This window comes from Bacillus sp. B2-WWTP-C-10-Post-4 (assembly GCF_009183805.1).
In the GTDB taxonomy this organism is placed as follows: domain Bacteria; phylum Bacillota; class Bacilli; order Bacillales; family Bacillaceae_G; genus Bacillus_A; species Bacillus_A cereus.
On record NZ_WEII01000076.1, the window covers coordinates 1 to 19,727 of the forward strand.

Here is a 19,727-nt window from a genome sequence, read left to right on the forward strand (position 1 = left end):
CCCTTTCAGTTAATAAAAATCACTACTCATTTTCTATATATTATTAAGTCAAATGTTGAATTTTTTAATTCATTATAATATGTGATCCAAGGTGGCGAAAGCTGAACTTGTACATTTTCTTCCAATATTTTACACTACCTCCTTATACAATTCTTACTAGCATAATATGTAAAAAACTAAAAAATGCATCAGTTATATTAATTAAACATCTTATTTCACATTCTCAATTTTCCCTTTACATCTTTAAGCACTTTTACTACTATGAAATTCTTTATTATAAGCAAATCCACTGAAATTTCATATTATACTAATACGACTCTATATCCTTTAAATTATAATACTCAATATTAGGAGCTGATTTCATGGAAAAAAAACCTATCGTGTTTAAAATTCCACCAAATTCAAAACTAAAAGTTACATTTTTCGGTCCTTGTAACGAAGTAATTACAAATGTGTCTATAATTAATCAACTATGCACCCCTAAATGTCAAACTATCACGCAATATCCAGACTTTCAGAAATATGTAACTGAAGTACGATCGTTATCCCGTTGTTAGTCCGCATAATGCACGATTTTCACAACTTTGTTACCTAAAATAACTGAGAAAGAAAATAACTGCATTCCTAGACTAAAATTACTCATTTTATGATATTCCATTGATAATTCATTGATTTTTTACACGTTTTTATTAAAAGAACATATATTATCGTATGGAGATTATCCACTCATAAAACCTATCTTTCTTTGGAGCGTACTTATTATGTATGCTCTTTTTTTTTATAACCGTCCCCCTTCTAAATTGACCAACAATATATTAAAATTCTTTATATACTCAAGGAGGTCAAATATGTTTAAGTTGCATCCAATACTACTCATCTTAGGATTGATTTTGTTTTTATATAGTGTAATCGCCTTTATGTTATTCTTTTCAGTGTATTAGCATTACCTATACAAAGCTGTGTTCAATATGTAATTTCTATATAGTAAAGAAAAAACGTAATGATACGATCTTTTATGTATTCCGTCTTTCTGTTCAATAAGAAAACTAGTAAACTTACTAACAATGAGTTTTCACAAGCATGTTACTTATTTGCATATTATTTTGTTCATTATCTGAAGAAGGTTGAAGCCCCTACAAATTAAACTACACTTTACCTATTTACTTATATATATCCTAGAAAAACAATAATAATCCCCCACCATTTGGTAAGGGGATTAACTAAACCTACTAAAAAACATTTAATGATTAGTTTTATTTAGTTGGAGAAGGAAATCTTGCCGCTTCAAAATGTGCCCCATCTTCTAAAGGACTTAAAACCCCATCTATACTACTTTGTGCATAAATCTCAACTTCATCCCCTGCATTCAATTGAACAATCGTCGAAACACTTACGACATTTCCAAAACTTATTGGACCAAAAAAGTCATTATCTATAGCTATCGCTGCGTTTCCATTCACACGAATTTCTACACGCGCTCTATAATTTAAAGTTGGATTGTTTGGAAAGAAACCAATTGTTCCAATAACAGAATATACACCTTTAGTCTTCGGCATAAAAATAGATGTTGCTGGATTATACTCATTCGCTAAATCAAATTGTTCATTTTGAAATAACACTTTCACAAAAGTATTAGCAGGAACATTTTGATTCATAGTATTTCTAGCTCTAAATGCCGATGCTCTAACAAGATTGTCCTTGTTATCATGACACTTACTAGTGTTCTTACAACAATCATGATGCTTATCTTTATACTCCTGACAATACTTACAGTAGTAATAACAAGACATACTAATTCCCCTTTCAAACTTATTACTACATATTATGTAAGATTGATTTATACGGTTTGGACTAGCTATTTTTATTATTCATAAGGGCGCTATTAATCTGCACCCTTATTTATATCCACCACTTCATTCCTTACTAGTTATAAGTTGTATATAGTTCCATATGGAATAGTAAGAAAAGAACTTCCGTACGGTGTAACATGATGTACTGGGTAAAAATACTCTACGGATGAGTAATATGGTTGTACTCCTTGCTGCTGCATTTGCATTTGTTGTTGCATTTGCAATGCTTGTTGAATAGCTTGGACTGTACTTTGTGCTCCACTATATGTTATAGACGTACCATACGCTGGTCGCATGCCAGCTTCAGAATTAAAATATGAATAAAACATGATCTTCAACTCACTTCCGTATAATTTATTACAAATTATATTATGATTCTTTATTTCAGTAGGTACTATAAGCTAGTCCGCTCGCTTATATTCAAATGACAAAATAAAACAGTAGCTGCTAGACTACTTTGAATTCTTCTTATTACCAAATGAAATGATATACATATTCTCCTGTTACACGCTCATCGATTCCAGCAACCCTAACGAACCTAAGTAAATCCGCCCCTTGAAGAAAATATATCGACATCGTAACCGGTACTTGTGACCACATGAATTGAAAAAGCTCATTCACCCTCTGATTCGTCGTAATGATTAAATCATTTACAGGTCCATGATTCCATGCAGAGGTTTGAACTGAAGTGAAAGAAAGGTCTTTCCCATTAACCACTATTCTTGCCACGCTTTGAGTTATGTCCACAATAATCCCCTCCAACATTACAAAAATTGGACCTTTTTTAGTTCATATTATTATAAATATTCTTGACTGTAATAAATGTTTAAGGCAAATCCCTAATAAAGTGAAACTTTAATCAGTGGGGGTCTTACTGCCCGTTAATGCGGGATACAATTTTTTTATTCATATCCCTCAATTCCCATTACAACCATATAATTTCTAACCTGATTCAATTTTTGTAAAAGTTGAACCAGCAAATGTAAATTCCATAAAAGTATTAGAAAAATTAAACTTTACTTTTGAAGGTACTCTGAGAAAAAGCGAAAAATCAGCTGGAAAGCTTATCGATTTAAATATTTATTCGAAATTAATAAGCGATTAATTTTAGTCACTCTGCCCATACTTAATCAAAGTGTCGGCTTCTTTAATTTCTGTATAAAATTCAAAAGTTTGACACAATCCTGGAAAAAGCTTATAAAGAAAAGTGAGGTTCCGTTATTTTCACACTTAGTAGCGCAGCCATGTTACATACAATTTTATAAGTGTGAACGAACTACAAAACTAAAAAACAAATAATAAGTTTGCAACATGTTTGCAAATGCGAATTTTGCATATAAATTCGTGTGATATTGAAAGGAGTTTTACTTATGAAAGAAATTAAAACAGAACAAGAATTCAAAGACATCATCGCAAGCGAGGAGCCAGTAGTTGTTAAGTTCTTTACTACATGGTGCCCAGATTGCGTACGTATGGACAACTTTATCGGAGATGTAATGGAAGAGTTCAATAAATTTGAATGGTATTCTATTAATAAAGATGAGTTTCCAAGTATCGCTGAAGAGTATCAAGTAATGGGTATTCCAAGTTTACTTGTATACCAAAACGGTGAGAAGCTAGGCCACTTACATAGTGCTAACGCAAAAACTGAAGAGCAAGTTACTGAGTTTTTAGAAGCATACTAAGATGAAAGCCCTCTGGAAAACATTTTCCAGAGGGCTTTCATCTGTTTTCATAATTATCTTTTGACGTTTTTCCTCGTTTAATGAATTACACCTTGTCATGATAAGAATAATATGTAGTAAGAAAAGTATTCGTTTCTTGATCCATCTACCCTCCTATCTCTTTAGTAAATAGACTCTAATTAGGTTTACACCCTGACTTTGTACTTTTCAACATATTTTTCCTTCACGAAACTTTGTTACCCCCTTCTTAAAAAGCTATAAAACGTCAACAATGTTTGTATAGACCCACACGACTTTCGTTTGATACTCTATTTATAGAAAGAAATTCCTTTAAAGAAAGGTGAGTGATTAAAATGGATACTCTTTCTCATAAAGAAGCTGATAAAGGCGCTATTGTCAGCATTATGGCCTACATATTTTTATCCTCTATGAAAATCATCATCAGTTATATTACCCTCTCTAGCGCATTACGCGCTGACGGTTTAAATAACTTAACGGATATCGGTGCTTCTTTAGCAATATTAATTGGTCTAAAAATATCTCGTAAACCTCGTGACCCAGATCATCCGTATGGGCATTCGCGTGCCGAACAAATCGCATCACTTGTTGCGTCCTTCATTATGGCAACAGTCGGATTAGAAGTTGTTATTAGTGCCATTCAATCTTTCTTAAATCCGAAACAAGCAGCGCCCAATGTACTCGCTGCATGGGTTGCTTTATTTTCTGCTGTCGTTATGTATTGCGTGTATTTGTATACGAAAAAAATTGCAGCACGAACAAAAAGTAAATCATTAGAAGCCGCTGCAAAGGATAATTTATCAGATGCGCTCGTAAGTATTGGTACTGTAGTAGGTATTGTCGGTTCTCAGTTCCAAATGCCTATTTTAGACCCTATTGCCGCTTTAATTGTCGGTCTTATTATTTGTAAAACTGCATGGGAGATTTTCGTAGAATCTTCTCATATGCTTACAGATGGAATTGATCCTGATAAAATGGAAGAATACGCTGATGCTATTGAGCATATTGGCGGTGTGGAAAACATTGTAGATATTCGAGCACGTATGTACGGGAATCAAACGTACGTTGATATTACAATTGAAGTAGATGCTCGCATGGATGTTGGAGAAAGTCACTGTATTACCGACAACATCGAAGCTATGCTTCGCAAAAAGTTTGGAATTTACCATGCACACATTCATGTTGAGCCAATGAAAAAAGAACCTATTATGACATAGGTTCTTTTTTTATGAACGTTTTATGGAATATAACACATAAAACGAGCCAGCTACCACCAGCTGCCCATCCTGCTAATATGTCAGATGGATAGTGCACGCCAAGATATATTCGGCTAACTGAAATAGATAATACAACAAAGCTTGCTATAAGAATAATTAATAATTTTTTATGCAATGAAATACGATCTTCAGTAATTGTGACGTATGCAATAAATCCTAAAAAAGCAGTAGCATTCATCGTATGACCGCTCGGAAAACTATATCCAGTTGCAGTAACAAGCTGCGTGACATCAGGTCTTGCTCGTTCGTACCATAGTTTAAGCATACTGTTTAAATAACGAGATCCGTAGTAATTAATTGTTAGAAGTAACGCACTAAGCAACTTTTTTCTAACGAGAAAATACATTACAAGAATAATGAGTAATGGAAAATATATTCTTTTGGAACCGATAAAAGACACCCAAGTAAAATAGGTCGTCAAATAATCGTTTCGAAAGCTTTGAATAAAATGTGCGACTATATTGTCAAAGTTCTCAATACAAGCGGTATGATACGAAAGTGATAATACGACAAAACAAATGAGTAACGTAAAACTTAGCAAGTATAAATGTCGATATCGTTTCACATACATAACCTCACTATGCAAAAAAATGGAGCGGTTGTTTTAGTTTTCCTCTCCATTTCTTTTTTATGCATAGTTTATTAAAAAATATAATTATTAATTTTTTGCTTCATCTCAGGGATATCTTCTCTTGTTACGGTAAAACGAATCACCTTCTCATCAAGATCAAGCGCCTCAGCGAATAATCCAGCTAAACCACGGGATTTTCTATCTACTTCCATAATAATTTCTAGTCGGTCGTATGCACGTGGCAAGATTAATAATTCTAATTCATCTAATTTCCCATAATGCTCTCCAGAAACCGGAATAAACTCAAATTCTTGTGCGAATGGAACTTGCTTACGTAATCGATGCGGTAATTCTTCACATTCTATATGACGTACTTTAAACCCTAATTCATTTACACTATCTAAAACACTACTTAATAATGCATTGGGTAACACTTGAACGTAGTCGCGGTCACTTGGGTCTATACTACGTTTAATATCAAGACCTGTATGAATCCAAACCGTTTTCATACCAAGTGTAAGTGGTGCTTCAATTGGCATTGGAAAAGAAAATGGAATTTCAACTTTTTCATTCGGTTCTACAGAAAAAGGTTCTGTTAAGCGTACTCGCTCTAAATCATATGTTGCTGTTACTTTTTTATCATCCACTTCTCGTACATACGACGTCGATAATGTTAAGTAAATGCTTTCAATTTGTTGGCTAACTGAACCTCCAGTTATATGAACCTTTCCAACTATTTCTTCCCCAACAATATACTCATCTTTTTCAAGAACAGTATCTACCTTTGCACTTCCAATACCAACGCTTGCTAAAAACTTTTGAAACATGGAGTCTCCATCCTCTCTAAAGCAGAAGCTACATCTTGTTTTAAATCTTGTACATTCTCATAGTACGGCGTTTTTATTTGTAACATTCGCATAAGCATTTCGCGATTATAATTTTCCAAAGTTAATTCTTCGTACCATGGTTTTTCCTTTTTTTCATTAGATTCATATCCTGCATATAATAAAAATAATGAGAAATGACCGAGCGCATAAAAGTCACTACGAAAGTGAACTTCTCGCATCAAAGCTTGTTCACCTTCGTAAGTTGTAGCTCGCTCATCATCCTCACCTTTCCATTTAGCCAATCCAAAATCAATAATACTAATTTGATTTTCTTTCATTAGTATGTTTGGAATGCGTAAATCTCGATGAATAATGCCTTCACTATGAAACACCGATACACTTTCTAATATTTCATATAAAATCTCAAAAACTTCACGTTCTGTATATACATACCCATCTATGAAAATATAATCTTCAAAATTTTTACCAGGCATGTACTCCATTACAAAGAAGCTCTTTTTCTCCCATATGAAATGATCATATAGACTAGGAATTGCATGATGATTCAATGTTTGTAAAATTATTTTCTCTTGTTCAAATGATTTTCTACCAGACTCATATCTTTGTTTACTTTGTCTTAATTGTTTTAAGACTTTATATCTATTTATTTGTAAATCATTAACGACATATGTAACCCCATAACTGCCCATTCCAATTACTGATTCAATTTTATAACGTTCTGCAACAATTGTATTTTTTCGCAGTGGTCTATCAAATAAAGCTAGTACACGACGCCATTTCATCAGCTACTTGAAAAGAAGCTACGGCTTTTACGTTTTCTTTTATAATGTTGATGTCCATAACCAGATGAACGTCGTTTATAATCGCTACTTGAATAAGAGCGCCCTCTACGACGATAATCACTACTTGAATACGAACGATATTTTTTCTTTCCTAATAAAGAATCAATAATTTTTTTGAACATTCCTTCACCTCTTGAGTAAAATTTCCTTTTTATTATACCAATAATTATTGACTGTATTTGTGACAGGTTTGTAAAGAGTAAAAAACGACGAGTTATGCCCGTCGTTACTTTCATTCATCCTCTTCATCAAAAACTTCATCAATCATACATTTCTCTAATAAATACTCAAATGTAATATCTGCGAGATCTTCAATTTCTTCTCGTTTTGGGACGTACCCTCTTTCAATTAGTTGCTCATAAAAAAACTCCGCAATCTCTTCCGTATCAATCACGACTTCAATTTCCTTCATGAGCATCACTCCTTTATTTCTGTTTTATGAAAAAATCTCAAAATTATGTATATGAGATTAGAAAAATAGATTTTATTTTTTTATAGGTCATAAGCTTTGGACGAGATGCATACGATTGTAGTACAAGCTATTCAAAGGGGGAAATAATAATGGAAAATCAATATGAAGTAGGACAAACAAAAGAAGAGTTCATGCATGAAGATCAATGGGCAGACTCTCTTATAAAGTGGCTTTTTATTTTTTTAATAGTTGTAGGCATACCTTATACTGCATATGTTGTTGTTCAATTTATTCTCTCTTTCTAGTTAACTACTTTTTCTCTGTCAATTTAACTAAATAATTATGAACAACATCCATTACAATTTTATATTCTTCATCTTTAAATGTATCGAACAATAATTGATAATCGTTATAAATGTCAAGTAATCCATCAATGATTTCTTGACGATTCGTCTTAACACTCACTTTTTTCGAGTTGTTAATTGACTTTAACTTACCTAAATCTAATTTATTCATACCTGCTTTATCTTGTTTCATTTTCTTCAAAATTGCATTTGCCGTTTGAGCATTCGCAAGTAACGTTAAATCTGATTCATCCGCTTCTAACCATTCACCATCCGTAATCCGTGACAATTCATAAATTGTATCTTCCCATGCGTCATTCTTATATCTCCATACTTCTGTACGAAAACCAACAATACGGAAAACATCTTTATCATATCCAGTTACTTGCACAAGATCACCAAACGTGAAATTATAATTTAATTCAATCCACTCCGTATCGCCCTTTTTCATATCCTGCTCTGTAACGTGCTGCAATGTTTGCTCTACGTAAAATCCATCGTGATTATTGACTTCGTATACATAAACTCCATCTAAAACCTTCATATTTGTGATTTTCCCAACGGTTCCATATAGCGTAATCACGACTATGTCCCCTACGTTGTATTTAGGTTGTTTTTTTCTTGCCATCTCTATCTCTCCTTTTTTTGACGTCGTGATTTTGATATCAGTATATGCAACCTACATAAAAACGCTTATCACAGAAGCTTATATTCATAAATTTTTTCAATAAAAAATATAATCTTATAAAATTTACATTACACTCAAACAAAAGCTAGTAACTAGACTAGCTTCAAATCAACAAATTTCATAATAAAAAAACATACAGAATACTTCACTTTAAATAAAGTAATGTATTCTGTATGTTTTCAAATAGTTTTTATCTATCTTGTATGTATAAATCCCAGGCTTCATCAAATATAGACATACTTTCTAGCATTCCGCTCAACTCTAAGTATGAACTAATTTCATCATAGTCTTCAGATTGCTTCGGAAAACTTAAATCATCATACATCGCCTCTGCTAAATCTGAAATTTCATTTCTAAATAAAGCTGCACGATGCTTCATCATATAATGGTAAAATGTCTTTTTCAAAAATATTCCCTACCTTTCTAACTTGGGTACATTATACAAGGCAAAAAAGAAAAAAACCAGCATAAAAGCTGGTTAAAAGTCGAAATAATTTCTTTTTAATAGACGCGGTCTTCCCATTAATTCTTCATATGTTAGTTGTTTTGGTAAATCTTTCGTGTAAATTAAGAATAATTGATCTTCAATTTCTTTTACTGTATGGTCTGATTGATAGTCCATCCCACACGAGGAACAAGAAATACATGGTGTCTCTTGGATTTCAATGGCTTTCGTACCATCTGGTAATTCCCAATATACAGTATTCAAGCTTTCTTTCGCTTCTGTACTGTCACACCACATACAATTCATACTGCATCACCCTCAGTTTTTTTGTCGTTTTCTTCTAACTTAGCCATTTGTGCTTGATATTTTTTATCTTTTAATTGATCGCGCTTATCACGTTTATCTTTTAAAGATGCATGAGTATCATTATCTTCGTAGTCTTTACGACGGTTCATACGCTGTAAGTCGTCTGGAACGAGGTTAAATTTCTTATCGCTCATAAGACCTGCGATACCAACATCTGAACGTTTTTCTTCGTAGTTCGGATAAATCTCTTTAAAGTATCCTTCCGCTCTTCCTGGAATATAGCTCTCTGGCTCTGGATACGTCGTAATAACACCTTCAAAGTTACGAAGTACAACTTTATCTGCACTTTGTGAGATTAAATAGTTTGGTTGAAGTGCAATTTTACCGCCTCCGCCTGGCGCATCAACAACGAATGTCGGAACAGCATAACCAGATGTGTGTCCACGTAAACCTTCAATAATTTCAAGACCTTTAGATACTGGTGCACGGAAGTGACCGATACCTTCAGATAAGTCACATTGATAAATGTAGTATGGACGTACACGGATTTTTACTAAGTCATGCATAAGTTTTTTCATAATTGGAACGCTGTCGTTAATACCAGCTAAAATTACTGCTTGGTTTCCGACTGGAACACCAGCATTCGCTAACATTTCACATGCCTTTTTCGATTCTTCAGTAATTTCAATAGATGTATTGAAATGTGTATTTAACCATACTGGATGGTATTTTTTAATAATGTTACATAAGTTTTCTGTAATACGTTGTGGGAATACTACTGGTGCTCTCGTTCCGATACGAATAATCTCAACATGCGGAATCTCTCGTAAATTTTTTAATACATATTCTAAAATTTTATCGTTAATTAGAAGTCCGTCACCACCGGAGATTAATACATCTCGTACTTGTGGCGTTTCACGAATATAAGCAATTGCATCATCTAATTGTTTCTTCGGTACACCCATTCCAATTTGTCCACTAAAACGACGACGTGTACAGTAACGACAATACATAGAACATTGATTTGTTACTAAGAATAGTACACGGTCCGGATAACGATGTGTTAGCCCTGGAACTGGTGAATCTTCGTCTTCGTGAAGTGGGTCTTCTAAATCATATTTTGTTTTATATAACTCTTCCGAAATCGGTACTGATTGCATCCGAATCGGACAGCGTGGATCATCAGGATTCATTAGCCAAGCATAGTACGGTGTAATGTTTAACGGGATCGTTTTCGTTGAAATTTTAACGCCCTCTTCTTCTTCAGGTGTTAAGTTAATCACTTTTCTTAAGTCATCTAACGTTTTGATCGTATTCGTTAATTGCCAAACCCAATCATTCCATTGCTCTTCAGTAACATCTTTCCATAATTCGATATCCTTCCAGTGACGATTTGGTTTGTATACATCATGTAACATTGCTATTCCCCCTTTTTATACGCTCATCCTTTATATAAGCAATAGTTATGCCAACTTTACATTGTTGATAAGTAAATGTGCGGAGAATCCTATTACATAAGCAAAAAAATATTTTTAAGCGTTGTATGAAATCAATACTTAACATCATATTCATTACTTTTTATATATGTAAACGCTCTTTTATTGGTGCAAACACACAAAAACCGCCGATTATTCGGCGGTTTTGTCGTACTTGCTCAGTTTATATTGAAGCGTTTGACGAGGGATACCCAACATTTTTGCGGCTTGTAATATATTCCCTTCCGTTTCAATCAACGCTTGATCTATTAATTCTTTTTCTGTTTGATGAAGTGCTTCTCTAAGTGGCATTATACCCTTCTTCTTCGAAAACTTCTCTTTCCGAAATGTACGTGGTAAACAATTGGCTGTTAATGTATTCCCTTCTGCAATAATAACAGCATGTTCAATCGTATGTTTTAACTCCCGGACATTTCCAGGCCACTGATAAGCTTGCAGTCTATCTTTCGCTTCCTCATCAATTTGAAGTACACCTTTTTTATAACTTTTATTATATTCTTTCAAAAAATAAGATGCTAATAATAGTACATCCTCAGTTCTTTCACGAAGCGGTGGGATATATAATGAAAATACGTTTAAGCGATAATATAAATCAGTGCGAATTTTATTCTCTCGTAAACATATTTCTGGAGGCTGGTTCATTGCGGTAATAACACGAACATCTACTTTTCTCGTCTTATTATCACCAATTCTTCTAATGACTCCATCTTCTAACACTCGTAACATTTTTGCCTGCAAATCAAGAGGCATTGAATTCAGTTCATCTAAAAATAATGTACCACCATCAACAAGTTCAAATAGCCCAGCTCTTTCAATCGCTCCCGTATAGCTTCCTTTTGTCGTTCCAAACAATAAACTTTCTAATAGCGACTCTGGTAAAGCTGCACAGTTTTGTGCAATAAATGGCTTGTTTTTTCTTTTAGAAGCTTCATGAATTGCTTGTACAAACAGTTCTTTTCCTGTTCCTGTTTCACCATATATTAAAACATTCGCGTCTGTTGGTGCTACTTTTTGTGCTAACTCTTTCGTCTGTTTAAACCGCGTATCATTTGTCACTATCGTCTCAAATGCAGCGTGCTTTTTAATCACTTTTTTTCTAGATGATCGCTTTATTTTCGACTGTAAGTCAACAATTGTGTCAGTAAGTTTTTGAATTGTAGAGTAATCCTTTGCAATTTCAACAGCCCCAGCAATATTCCCATCTATAAAAATAGGTAACGTCGTATTTACTGTACAAACATCTTCACCATTTAAATTTTGATAATGTTGTACCTGATGTACGATAGGTTTTTTTGTATCTAGTACTTTCATCAATGTACTCGTTTCCCTTGATAAAGACGGGAACGCTTCTAACAGATGTTTCCCTAACACTTTTTCAATCTTGGATCCATCGTGTTTTGCAGCTACAGAATTATAAAATATTGTAATTCCATTTTCATCTACAGCGTGTATAGCCTCATCAATACTGCCCAAAATCGCTTCAATGACTTCTTGTGTCGAAACTGCTAGCAATGTCATCCCCCCTCTTGCCGAAAATCCAGCAATTACATGCCGGATTTTCGGCACACCTATGTGCGATTGTAAGCATGACGATTCCGTTCTATAATTTTGACCAATTTTATATTTTAATTAGATAACTCGAAACTCTAATTAGTACAGCTTTTCGAACACCCAGCTCCACCTAACTGTTTTGCTTTACAACCAAATTTTGAGACGGAAGTTTTACTGCTTTCGAATAACTAGATAGATCTTTCACCCATATATTCATATCTTCCAACTTATCGAAAATGTAGCAATTATTCGCCAGTCTTCCTGTATACGTATAGCCTAATTGATGAAAGGCAGCATTCATTCCGAAAGAAAGGGATCGAGCAATTGTATAGGAGCAGAAAATAGATCTTTCTCGAAGCTCTTCCTCTAATTTAATTAGTAAACTTTTCATAAATCCATGTTTACGATATTCAGGTAAAGTAGCACAATTCGTTAATTCTGCATTCCCTTCCTTTATGTTCATTTCTGCAGATGCTGTACTAATAATTTTCCCCTCAAATTCATACACGTAGTAAATTGTATCGTCTTCTTTCATCGTCTGTAATACATAACTCGCTTCATTTAAAGGTGTCGGATACACTTCAAATACTTTTCCGAAGACAGTTGCTAATTCTTCTGCATCTTCTTCAGTCGCTTTTCTCAGCAAAAATTTCTCTGGAACTACTTTTTCTTTTATTTCTTTTCCTTTTACACCGCTTAATATAGTATCTTCCTCAGTCCAATGCATACTATTTCGTCTTTCATCATTATTATATTTCACAAAAAAGTATGCATCGTGTCCTTGAAAATAATGAGGTATCGTTGCTTCCAACAAAAAACCGAAAGAGAGCCATGTTGAAACATGCTCTCCCTTTCCTTTAATAATACATTTAGTGAAAGAATGTTTCTCTGCTAGTTCGTCAATTGTCTGTATAATACTTTCAACATTTCCTGTATAGTGATCTACCCGGATACGTTTATTAAAATAATCTAAAACGCCTTCTACTGTATAACAATTCGTCTGTTCTCTAAAAGATTCATAGTATTTCATTTTTTCACCTCACACCAATCTAGTAATGTACATGCAATAATTTTTGCGGCAGCTATCATTTTATCAACTTCTATATATTCGTTTGGATAGTGTGCTACTTTCGTCTCTCCTGGACCAAATACTATTGTTGGTACGTTTGCAATTTGTGTAAATAAACCTCCATCAGTCCCCCACGGAGATGCTTCAATAATTGGTTCGTTCCCTTCGATTTCAACAAAGTTATGATGAAGTGTTGTAATGAGTTCATGATTTTCTTCTAATTCACCAGGAACCCATCTCGCTCCAAACCATTCTACTTCTACCGGATTTTCAACAAACCAATTGTCCACATCATTTAATTCAACAATCCAATTCTCAAACTCTTCTTTTGCCGCCTCTATAGTCTCATTCGGCGCAACACCGCATCTTCCTTCTAAAATTAATTCATCGGGAACAGAACTTGGCCAACTCCCTCCTTCAATTTTGCCAATGTTAATTGGAATTGGAATTGGAATTCCTTTAAATAACGGATCTGTAATTCGACTATTTCTTTTCTCCTCTAGCTTTCTTACATGTTCTATAACAAACATGCTTTTTTCAATTGCACTAACCCCTTCATAGCGCGTTCCACCGTGTGCAGCTTTCCCTTTTACACGTAGACGAAACCACATGGAACCTTGTTGTTTCGGGAAAAACTTCATATTAGTAGGCTCTGGAATAATGACACCATCTGCTTTATATCCTCGTAATATAGTTGCTAATGTCCCTGCTCCGCCACTTTCCTCTTCTATTACACTTTGAAAATAGATGTCTCCTTTTAATTCAATACTAGATTCAATGATCGCTTCCATCGCAAGCATAAGTGCGACATTTCCGCCCTTCATATCCGTCGTTCCACGGCCATATATACGATTCCCTATTTTCTCACCGCTATAAGGATGATGTTCCCACTGATTCACATCCCCTTCTGGAACTACATCAATATGCCCATTTAATATCATAGATTTCCCGTCGCCACTTCCTTTTAAAGTTGCTACAATATTTGGGCTATCTGAAAAACTTGTACGGGGTGATACAAAATAAGGATGATCTTTCATTTTAGAAAAGGAGGGCTCCCATATATCGAGATCTAAACCTAATTCACGTAATTTTTCAATCACAATTGCCTGCGCACCGCTTTCATCACCAGATACGCTCTTTTCTTGAATTAATCGCTTTAAAAATTTCACACTTTCCTCTTCATGGCTCTCAATATAATCACAAACTTGCTTTTTTAATTGCTCCATATATTACATCTCCCTTCATTCAATTACTAGTAAGTTAGAACTAATTTGAAAATCAGCTTCTGTATGTCGTTTTACATCTTCTACTGTGTATGGGCCCATTAATTCTTGTAATATAAGTCCACTCGGAGTTACCTCCATGACTGCCATATCAGTAATAATTAAATCTACACATTTCTTTGAAGTTAATGGCAATGTACACTCTGAAACAATTTTTGCATTTCCGTACTTATCAACATGATTCATCACAACAACGACCCGCTTCGCTTTTTGTGCTAAATCCATTGCTCCACCAATACCTGGAACACGTTTTCCAGGTACAATCCAGTTTGCTAAATCGCCATTTTCACTTACTTGTAATGAACCAAGAATCGTTATGTCTAGCAAACCTTTTCGAATCATCCCAAACGCTGTGCAGCTATCGAAATAACTCGCTCCTGTTATAAGAGAAGTTGGTAAACCTGCTGCATTACACAAATTTTCGTCTTCATTCCCTTTACTTGGCGTTGGTCCCATGCCCACGATTCCATTTTCGGCATGAAACATAACATTTATATCGTCAGGCAAATGATTTGGTACAAGCGATGGTATGCCAATACCTAAATTTACAATCATACCATTTTGTATTTCTTTCGCCGCACGCCTAGCAATCTTATCCCTCACTTCTACGCCCATACCCATTTCCAGTTCACTCCTTCCGACGGTACAATATAATTTACGAAAACACCTGGAACGACAATTTCCTCTGGATCTAAACTTCCAAGCGGGACTATTTCTTCCGCTTCTACAATTGTTATATCCCCAGCCATCGCTACGTGAGGATTCATATTTCGTGCACTTTTGTCAAATACAAGGTTACCAAACGGATCTGCCTTTTTTGCATATACAATTGAAACTTCAGCAGTTAATGCTGTTTCAACTAAGTAAGTCTTACCATTCATTTCAACTGTTCGTTTTCCCTCTTCCACAATCGTATCAACACCAACATCAACTAAAACACCACCAAGACCAACACCACCAGCGCGAATGCGCTCTGCTAATGTTCCCTGCGGAGAAAACTCAATTTGTAATCTTCCCTCGTTTAGTTGCCTTCCTGCATTTGGATTGGAGCCAATGTGAGAAGTAATTAGTGATTTAACTCTTTCATTTGTAACAAGACGACCGATACCTACATCAGGAAATCCAGTGTCATTTCCAATCAAATTTAAATTTGTAACGCCTTTTTCTAAAATTGCCTGTATTAAAGATGGAGGGGATCCAATCCCTCCAAATCCCCCAAACATTAATGTCATATCATCATGGAACAAAGAAATTACTTCCTCAATTTCTTTTAATTTACCGAATGTATTTGTAATAGTTGTCATGCGATACTATGCCCTCCTTTTTGCATCATCTCTTCCACACTTTTAGAGAAAATTGAAAGTAATTCATCTAACTCGGAATATGTAGTTGTCATTGGCGGTGCTACAAGCAGTGCACTATCTTCTTTTCCTGCTTGCCCTGAAACTGCTTGATATAAAAGCAGGCCGTTTTTAGCTGCAACTGAAATAAGCTCTGACGCTTTTGTAAACGGTTGCAATTCTACTCCGATTAGCAACCCTTTTCCGCGCACATCAGCAATGATTGTCGATTGTTGCTGAACTTTCTGTAAGCCTTTTATTAAATACTCTCCCTTTTCTGCTGTTTTTTCAGGAAGATTATGTTTCTCCATATATTCAATAACAGCTAAAGCCGTTGCTGCAGACAATGGATTTGCACTTAACGTATGACCGCTCATTACTGAACGTGATCCACGTAATATTGGTTCCATAACACGATCACTTACAACTGTCGCTGCCATCGGTGTATATCCCGCTCCTAACCCTTTACCAAGTGTCATAATATCCGGCTCTACGCCCCAATGCTCCATCGCAAACCATGCTCCAGTACGACCAAGCCCAGTCATTACTTCATCCGCAATAAATAAAATATCGTAATGATTACAAATCTCTTTAATGACTTTATAATAGTCTTTCGGCGGAACAACCGCGCCTCCAGCTGCTCCGATAATCGGCTCAGCAATAAAAGCAGCAATATGCTCTGCACCAATCCTTTCAATTGATCTTTCTAGTTCAGTCGCACATGCCAGCTGACAAGTTGGATATACCTTTTGAACAGGACATCTGAAACAATATGGAGCTGGTATAGTCGGATAATCTTCCAAAATAGATACGAAACGTTGTCTACGTAGTGGGTGACCAGACATCGATAAAGCACCCATCGTAATACCGTGATAACTCATCCATCTTGATAAAATTTTATGTTTCCCTTGAATACCTCGCTCTTGAAAATGCTGAATTGCAATTTTCATAGCTGTTTCATTCGCTTCCGTACCACTATTTACAAAAAAACTCCAGTTCAAATCTCCTACACTTAAATCACTTAACTTCTTCGCTAATTTTTCAGCTGGTTCACTCGTAAACTGTGATCTATAAACGAAAGCAATCTCCTCAGCTTGCTTTTTAATAACGTCTGCAATCTCCTTTACGCCATGCCCAATACCTGCCGTAATTGCTCCTGACGAACCATCAAAATATTTATTGCCATTTTGATCATACAAATAAACACCTTTTCCATGTGAAATCATTGGATACGGCTGACCAACAAGTGGTTTAATTAAGTAATCGCGCATAGCGCTCCCCCATTTCTCCAATTTGTATATATATATGAAGAAAATTGACGTTTCTTTCATAAAAAAGAATCCTCTGCAAAAGCAGTGAATTTATCAAAAAACTATTATAAAATATACAAATGAGTGCTTAAAAAATTTTATAAAACAGAAAATTCAGAACTAAAAAACCAAAGACAAACCCTTTTCTATACGCCCAAATGACCCTCCTTTTTATATGAAATGACTGCATCACCAAATGTTTTTATAGCATAATGCCAGCTGTCCTTAAATACCGACATTCTGTACACTTCGACGGAACTCCCGTTAAACTCCTTCCTATTATCCTACTTTAAATTGCATATTTTAAAACAAATTTCGACACCCACCTTACTAATCAATTCAGATTCCTATTCATTATGTAAACTTTTCATTTTTAAACTATAAAAAAAGAACCGATTAACCACACTAATCAGTTCGTCATGACGCTCTCTTATGGGTTAATACTGTCAATTGCTAAAATAAATAGAAAAATGAAGTTTACAAATTCATCCTACAGTCTATAACACAAAACCTTTTCATAACTTCATTCACAATTACTATCGGGATATCCCTATCCCGAAGTGGCACTCCTTTCCTCAGATTCAAAGTATCTTTCCTTTATAATTTATGTAGGACAATTATCACTTTGTATGTGTATTTGCCTATAATTAAAAAAATCCCTAGTTTTCTAGCGATTTTTGGACATGTATTCAATATGTTAATTGAAATGCACTTTCAATTTGGCATTTATTTTACTTTCGTACAGTCATATGTACTGCTTTACTCTGTGAAATTCTCGTAAGCACCAGCACCTCTTTATGAAAACATATTTGTTGTCACTTTTTAATTTTCCCTTTATAAAATCATTTTTTTTGCATAACCGCTTTCTTGCTTCGCATATAGTTTTAATGATGACAAAGGAGGAATGTTCATGTCTCAATCTGAAATCGAAAAATATGGACAAGAAGTTACGCAATACGAACAGCTCGCACGTTACTATCAGTTTCGTAACCCTAAAAAATATATAGAATTATATATGAAATATTACGATGCACTATCAAAACTTGTACAGGCGTATGAAACAAGAGACTCACAAGAAGCTGCTTTACCGTCACATATAAGAATTTTTCATGCCGATCCAAATATACCGGCGGTTGACATTTTAGTAAACGGACAAAAGGTTATTAAAAATATTTCATTTAAGCAATTCAGCCCTTATTTATCATTAGTGCAAGGTAAATACCGTATAGATATTGTTCCTGTCGGAAATGAAACTCCAATCTTTTCAGCGTTGGTACCAATAATGGGAAATCATACTTATACTCTTGCTGCAATAAATAGTGATAATCATCTACAATTACAACCTATACTTGATAATACACATTTACCAGCTGGTCAAGCAAAAATACGCTTTGCACATTTCTCTCCAGATACCCCTGTTGTAAATGTAGATTTAAAAGATGGAGATCATTTATTTGAAAATGTACTCTTTAAACAAATAACCGATTTTTTGCAAGTTAGCCCTGGTACAGCAGATATTGAAATTTCACTCGCAGATAATAAAAACGTTTTATTGACTATACCGAAATTCAATGTTGAACCAAATGTTATTTATACAATTTCAATAGTAGGTTATTCAACTAAAGATCCTAAATTAGAAGCCGTTATACTCACAAATTAAAACAGTCTACACCATTCATTTGGTGTAGACTGTTTATTTTTGAAATGCAATTTGAAATTCTGTCCAATCGTTATCTGATCGACACATAATGGATCCATTATGTTTTTCCACAATTTGTTTACATACAAATAATCCAATACCAGTTCCTAACTTTTTAGTAGTTACAAATGGTTCAAAAATCGTTTCTACATTTTCAGCTGGAATCATTGGTCCATTATTTTTTATCACAATTCGAATAGCTTGATCTTCTTCAAATACATCAATGATAATTTTTCGTTCTTCTTTCATTGATTCAAGAGCATCAATTGAATTCATTAATATGTTTAAAAATACTTGTCTCACTTCACTCCGATAACCAACAAGCGGAATTGGATACGGTAAATTCTTTTCAATCAAAACATTCGCATTGACCAAACTCGGATATAAGAATTGTATAATGTCTTGAAACAAGTCATTAAGCCAAAACCGTTCCGATTCATTCCACATTTCTTTTTTTGATACGAGTAAAAATTGCGAAATACGAAAATTTAATTGATCTAATTCATGCGAAATAATATCTAAATACGATAAACTCGGATGATCTGCCTTTAATAATTTGACAAACCCCATAATGGAAGTAAGCGGATTACGAAATTCATGTACAAAACTAGCTGACATTTGTCCTAAAATCGTCAGTCTTTCTTTATGTGTTTCGTTAATATATTGCTGTTTTTCCTCTAAATTCTTCGATAT

At 34.5% G+C, this 19,727-nt stretch carries 23 protein-coding genes and 2 pseudogenes; 6 read left to right on the forward strand and 19 right to left on the reverse strand.

Features of this window, described 5'->3' with window-relative positions; all coding sequences use genetic code 11:
• The first annotated feature begins 362 nt into the window (after positions 1–362).
• The gene (locus GBN78_RS22290) at positions 363–557 is read left to right on the forward strand and encodes a hypothetical protein (RefSeq protein ID WP_000412559.1); all 195 of its coding nucleotides are present in this window, start codon (positions 363–365) and stop codon (positions 555–557) included.
• A gap of 696 nt (positions 558–1,253) precedes the next feature.
• Here the strand turns inward: GBN78_RS22290 and GBN78_RS22295 are convergent.
• The 3 genes from GBN78_RS22295 to GBN78_RS22305 form a co-directional block, all read right to left on the reverse strand.
• Entirely contained in the window at positions 1,254–1,790 is a 537-nt protein-coding gene (locus tag GBN78_RS22295) for a C1q-like domain-containing protein (protein ID WP_152127718.1), read from the reverse strand.
• 137 nt (positions 1,791–1,927) lie between these two features.
• Positions 1,928–2,179, reverse strand: coding sequence for a DUF3947 family protein (locus tag GBN78_RS22300; RefSeq protein WP_000500092.1), 252 nt, complete (start codon positions 2,177–2,179; stop codon positions 1,928–1,930).
• Positions 2,180–2,321: 142 nt separating this feature from the next.
• On the reverse strand, positions 2,322–2,597 hold the full coding sequence (locus GBN78_RS22305; protein WP_000355689.1) for a hypothetical protein: 276 nt from the start codon (positions 2,595–2,597) through the stop codon (positions 2,322–2,324).
• A 208-nt stretch (positions 2,598–2,805) separates the two neighbouring features.
• Here GBN78_RS22305 and GBN78_RS22310 point away from each other — a divergent pair.
• The 3 genes and pseudogenes from GBN78_RS22310 to GBN78_RS22320 form a co-directional block, all read left to right on the forward strand.
• Positions 2,806–2,955: pseudogene (locus tag GBN78_RS22310) on the forward strand (GNAT family N-acetyltransferase); the annotation flags it as partial.
• A gap of 265 nt (positions 2,956–3,220) precedes the next feature.
• Positions 3,221–3,535, forward strand: a complete 315-nt coding sequence (locus GBN78_RS22315) for a thioredoxin family protein (RefSeq protein WP_000658787.1) — start codon at positions 3,221–3,223, stop codon at positions 3,533–3,535.
• A gap of 353 nt (positions 3,536–3,888) precedes the next feature.
• Positions 3,889–4,770 carry a cation diffusion facilitator family transporter gene (locus tag GBN78_RS22320; RefSeq protein ID WP_000380385.1) on the forward strand — a complete coding sequence of 294 codons (882 nt, stop codon included), beginning with the start codon at positions 3,889–3,891 and terminating at the stop codon, positions 4,768–4,770.
• Here the strand turns inward: GBN78_RS22320 and GBN78_RS22325 are convergent.
• The 5 genes from GBN78_RS22325 to GBN78_RS22345 all read right to left on the reverse strand — a co-directional run bounded on the left by GBN78_RS22325 (position 4,760) and on the right by GBN78_RS22345 (position 7,503).
• Positions 4,760–5,395 carry a phosphatase PAP2 family protein gene (locus GBN78_RS22325; protein ID WP_025966768.1) on the reverse strand — a complete coding sequence of 212 codons (636 nt, stop codon included), beginning with the start codon at positions 5,393–5,395 and terminating at the stop codon, positions 4,760–4,762. The genes GBN78_RS22320 and GBN78_RS22325 overlap by 11 nt on opposite strands.
• Before the next feature lie 77 nt (positions 5,396–5,472).
• Entirely contained in the window at positions 5,473–6,228 is a 756-nt protein-coding gene (locus GBN78_RS22330) for a sporulation protein (protein ID WP_000486629.1), read from the reverse strand.
• Positions 6,210–7,031 carry a serine/threonine protein kinase gene (locus GBN78_RS22335; RefSeq protein WP_000872055.1) on the reverse strand — a complete coding sequence of 274 codons (822 nt, stop codon included), beginning with the start codon at positions 7,029–7,031 and terminating at the stop codon, positions 6,210–6,212. The genes GBN78_RS22330 and GBN78_RS22335 overlap by 19 nt, the downstream gene beginning before the upstream one ends.
• The gene (locus GBN78_RS22340; protein WP_000473371.1) at positions 7,031–7,213 is read right to left on the reverse strand and encodes a hypothetical protein; all 183 of its coding nucleotides are present in this window, start codon (positions 7,211–7,213) and stop codon (positions 7,031–7,033) included. The genes GBN78_RS22335 and GBN78_RS22340 overlap by 1 nt, the downstream gene beginning before the upstream one ends.
• A 110-nt stretch (positions 7,214–7,323) precedes the next feature.
• Positions 7,324–7,503, reverse strand: a complete 180-nt coding sequence (locus tag GBN78_RS22345) for a YozD family protein (protein ID WP_000658451.1) — start codon at positions 7,501–7,503, stop codon at positions 7,324–7,326.
• Positions 7,504–7,652: 149 nt separating this feature from the next.
• Here GBN78_RS22345 and GBN78_RS22350 point away from each other — a divergent pair, with 149 nt between their 5' ends.
• Complete coding sequence (locus tag GBN78_RS22350) at positions 7,653–7,808, forward strand: DUF3930 family protein (protein ID WP_000431486.1); 156 nt, start codon at positions 7,653–7,655, stop codon at positions 7,806–7,808.
• Positions 7,809–7,812: 4 nt separating this feature from the next.
• Here GBN78_RS22350 and GBN78_RS22355 read toward each other — a convergent pair whose 3' ends face one another.
• The 10 genes from GBN78_RS22355 to GBN78_RS22400 all read right to left on the reverse strand — a co-directional run bounded on the left by GBN78_RS22355 (position 7,813) and on the right by GBN78_RS22400 (position 17,296).
• Positions 7,813–8,475, reverse strand: coding sequence for a hypothetical protein (locus GBN78_RS22355; RefSeq protein WP_000101499.1), 663 nt, complete (start codon positions 8,473–8,475; stop codon positions 7,813–7,815).
• A gap of 250 nt (positions 8,476–8,725) precedes the next feature.
• Positions 8,726–8,941, reverse strand: coding sequence for a YozE family protein (locus tag GBN78_RS22360; RefSeq protein WP_000750717.1), 216 nt, complete (start codon positions 8,939–8,941; stop codon positions 8,726–8,728).
• 72 nt (positions 8,942–9,013) lie between these two features.
• The gene (locus GBN78_RS22365) at positions 9,014–9,286 is read right to left on the reverse strand and encodes a YokU family protein (protein ID WP_000995763.1); all 273 of its coding nucleotides are present in this window, start codon (positions 9,284–9,286) and stop codon (positions 9,014–9,016) included.
• Complete coding sequence (kamA, locus tag GBN78_RS22370; protein WP_000902142.1) at positions 9,283–10,704, reverse strand: lysine 2,3-aminomutase; 1,422 nt, start codon at positions 10,702–10,704, stop codon at positions 9,283–9,285. The genes GBN78_RS22365 and kamA overlap by 4 nt, the downstream gene beginning before the upstream one ends.
• Before the next feature lie 210 nt (positions 10,705–10,914).
• Entirely contained in the window at positions 10,915–12,300 is a 1,386-nt protein-coding gene (gene rocR / locus GBN78_RS22375) for an arginine utilization transcriptional regulator RocR (RefSeq protein WP_011110073.1), read from the reverse strand.
• Positions 12,301–12,463: 163 nt separating this feature from the next.
• Entirely contained in the window at positions 12,464–13,363 is a 900-nt protein-coding gene (gene ablB, locus GBN78_RS22380) for a putative beta-lysine N-acetyltransferase (RefSeq protein WP_000878603.1), read from the reverse strand.
• Positions 13,360–14,628 carry a peptidase gene (locus tag GBN78_RS22385; RefSeq protein WP_000436691.1) on the reverse strand — a complete coding sequence of 423 codons (1,269 nt, stop codon included), beginning with the start codon at positions 14,626–14,628 and terminating at the stop codon, positions 13,360–13,362. Before GBN78_RS22385 ends, ablB begins: the two co-directional genes overlap by 4 nt.
• 15 nt (positions 14,629–14,643) lie before the next feature.
• On the reverse strand, positions 14,644–15,306 hold the full coding sequence (locus GBN78_RS22390) for a CoA transferase subunit B (RefSeq protein ID WP_000525275.1): 663 nt from the start codon (positions 15,304–15,306) through the stop codon (positions 14,644–14,646).
• Positions 15,291–15,989, reverse strand: a complete 699-nt coding sequence (atoD, locus tag GBN78_RS22395; RefSeq protein ID WP_000208107.1) for an acetate CoA-transferase subunit alpha — start codon at positions 15,987–15,989, stop codon at positions 15,291–15,293. The genes GBN78_RS22390 and atoD overlap by 16 nt, the downstream gene beginning before the upstream one ends.
• Positions 15,986–17,296: an aspartate aminotransferase family protein gene (locus GBN78_RS22400; RefSeq protein WP_001205884.1), complete on the reverse strand. Its 1,311-nt coding sequence runs from the start codon at positions 17,294–17,296 to the stop codon at positions 15,986–15,988. The genes atoD and GBN78_RS22400 overlap by 4 nt, the downstream gene beginning before the upstream one ends.
• Before the next feature lie 949 nt (positions 17,297–18,245).
• Here GBN78_RS22400 and GBN78_RS22405 point away from each other — a divergent pair.
• Positions 18,246–18,995, forward strand: coding sequence for a DUF4397 domain-containing protein (locus GBN78_RS22405; RefSeq protein WP_000083284.1), 750 nt, complete (start codon positions 18,246–18,248; stop codon positions 18,993–18,995).
• Positions 18,996–19,028: 33 nt separating this feature from the next.
• On the opposite strand, the pseudogene GBN78_RS22410 reads toward GBN78_RS22405, so the two are convergent.
• A pseudogene (locus tag GBN78_RS22410) lies at positions 19,029–19,727 on the reverse strand (BA2291 family sporulation histidine kinase); the annotation flags it as partial.

Excerpts from the sequence above, each read along its gene's own strand:
- GBN78_RS22290 (WP_000412559.1), top strand. The coding sequence starts at position 363 with ATGGAAAAAAAACCTATCGTGTTTAAAATTCCACCAAATTCAAAACTA.
- GBN78_RS22295 (WP_152127718.1), bottom strand. The coding sequence starts at position 1,790 with ATGTCTTGTTATTACTACTGTAAGTATTGTCAGGAGTATAAAGATAAG.
- GBN78_RS22300 (WP_000500092.1), bottom strand. The coding sequence starts at position 2,179 with ATGTTTTATTCATATTTTAATTCTGAAGCTGGCATGCGACCAGCGTAT.
- GBN78_RS22315 (WP_000658787.1), top strand. The coding sequence starts at position 3,221 with ATGAAAGAAATTAAAACAGAACAAGAATTCAAAGACATCATCGCAAGC.
- GBN78_RS22320 (WP_000380385.1), top strand. The coding sequence starts at position 3,889 with ATGGATACTCTTTCTCATAAAGAAGCTGATAAAGGCGCTATTGTCAGC.
- GBN78_RS22330 (WP_000486629.1), bottom strand. The coding sequence starts at position 6,228 with ATGTTTCAAAAGTTTTTAGCAAGCGTTGGTATTGGAAGTGCAAAGGTA.
- GBN78_RS22335 (WP_000872055.1), bottom strand. The coding sequence starts at position 7,031 with ATGAAATGGCGTCGTGTACTAGCTTTATTTGATAGACCACTGCGAAAA.
- GBN78_RS22340 (WP_000473371.1), bottom strand. The coding sequence starts at position 7,213 with ATGTTCAAAAAAATTATTGATTCTTTATTAGGAAAGAAAAAATATCGT.
- GBN78_RS22345 (WP_000658451.1), bottom strand. The coding sequence starts at position 7,503 with ATGAAGGAAATTGAAGTCGTGATTGATACGGAAGAGATTGCGGAGTTT.
- GBN78_RS22350 (WP_000431486.1), top strand. The coding sequence starts at position 7,653 with ATGGAAAATCAATATGAAGTAGGACAAACAAAAGAAGAGTTCATGCAT.
- GBN78_RS22355 (WP_000101499.1), bottom strand. The coding sequence starts at position 8,475 with ATGGCAAGAAAAAAACAACCTAAATACAACGTAGGGGACATAGTCGTG.
- GBN78_RS22365 (WP_000995763.1), bottom strand. The coding sequence starts at position 9,286 with ATGAATTGTATGTGGTGTGACAGTACAGAAGCGAAAGAAAGCTTGAAT.
- kamA (WP_000902142.1), bottom strand. The coding sequence starts at position 10,704 with ATGTTACATGATGTATACAAACCAAATCGTCACTGGAAGGATATCGAA.
- rocR (WP_011110073.1), bottom strand. The coding sequence starts at position 12,300 with ATGACATTGCTAGCAGTTTCGACACAAGAAGTCATTGAAGCGATTTTG.
- ablB (WP_000878603.1), bottom strand. The coding sequence starts at position 13,363 with ATGAAATACTATGAATCTTTTAGAGAACAGACGAATTGTTATACAGTA.
- GBN78_RS22385 (WP_000436691.1), bottom strand. The coding sequence starts at position 14,628 with ATGGAGCAATTAAAAAAGCAAGTTTGTGATTATATTGAGAGCCATGAA.
- GBN78_RS22390 (WP_000525275.1), bottom strand. The coding sequence starts at position 15,306 with ATGGGTATGGGCGTAGAAGTGAGGGATAAGATTGCTAGGCGTGCGGCG.
- atoD (WP_000208107.1), bottom strand. The coding sequence starts at position 15,989 with ATGACAACTATTACAAATACATTCGGTAAATTAAAAGAAATTGAGGAA.
- GBN78_RS22400 (WP_001205884.1), bottom strand. The coding sequence starts at position 17,296 with ATGCGCGATTACTTAATTAAACCACTTGTTGGTCAGCCGTATCCAATG.
- GBN78_RS22405 (WP_000083284.1), top strand. The coding sequence starts at position 18,246 with ATGTCTCAATCTGAAATCGAAAAATATGGACAAGAAGTTACGCAATAC.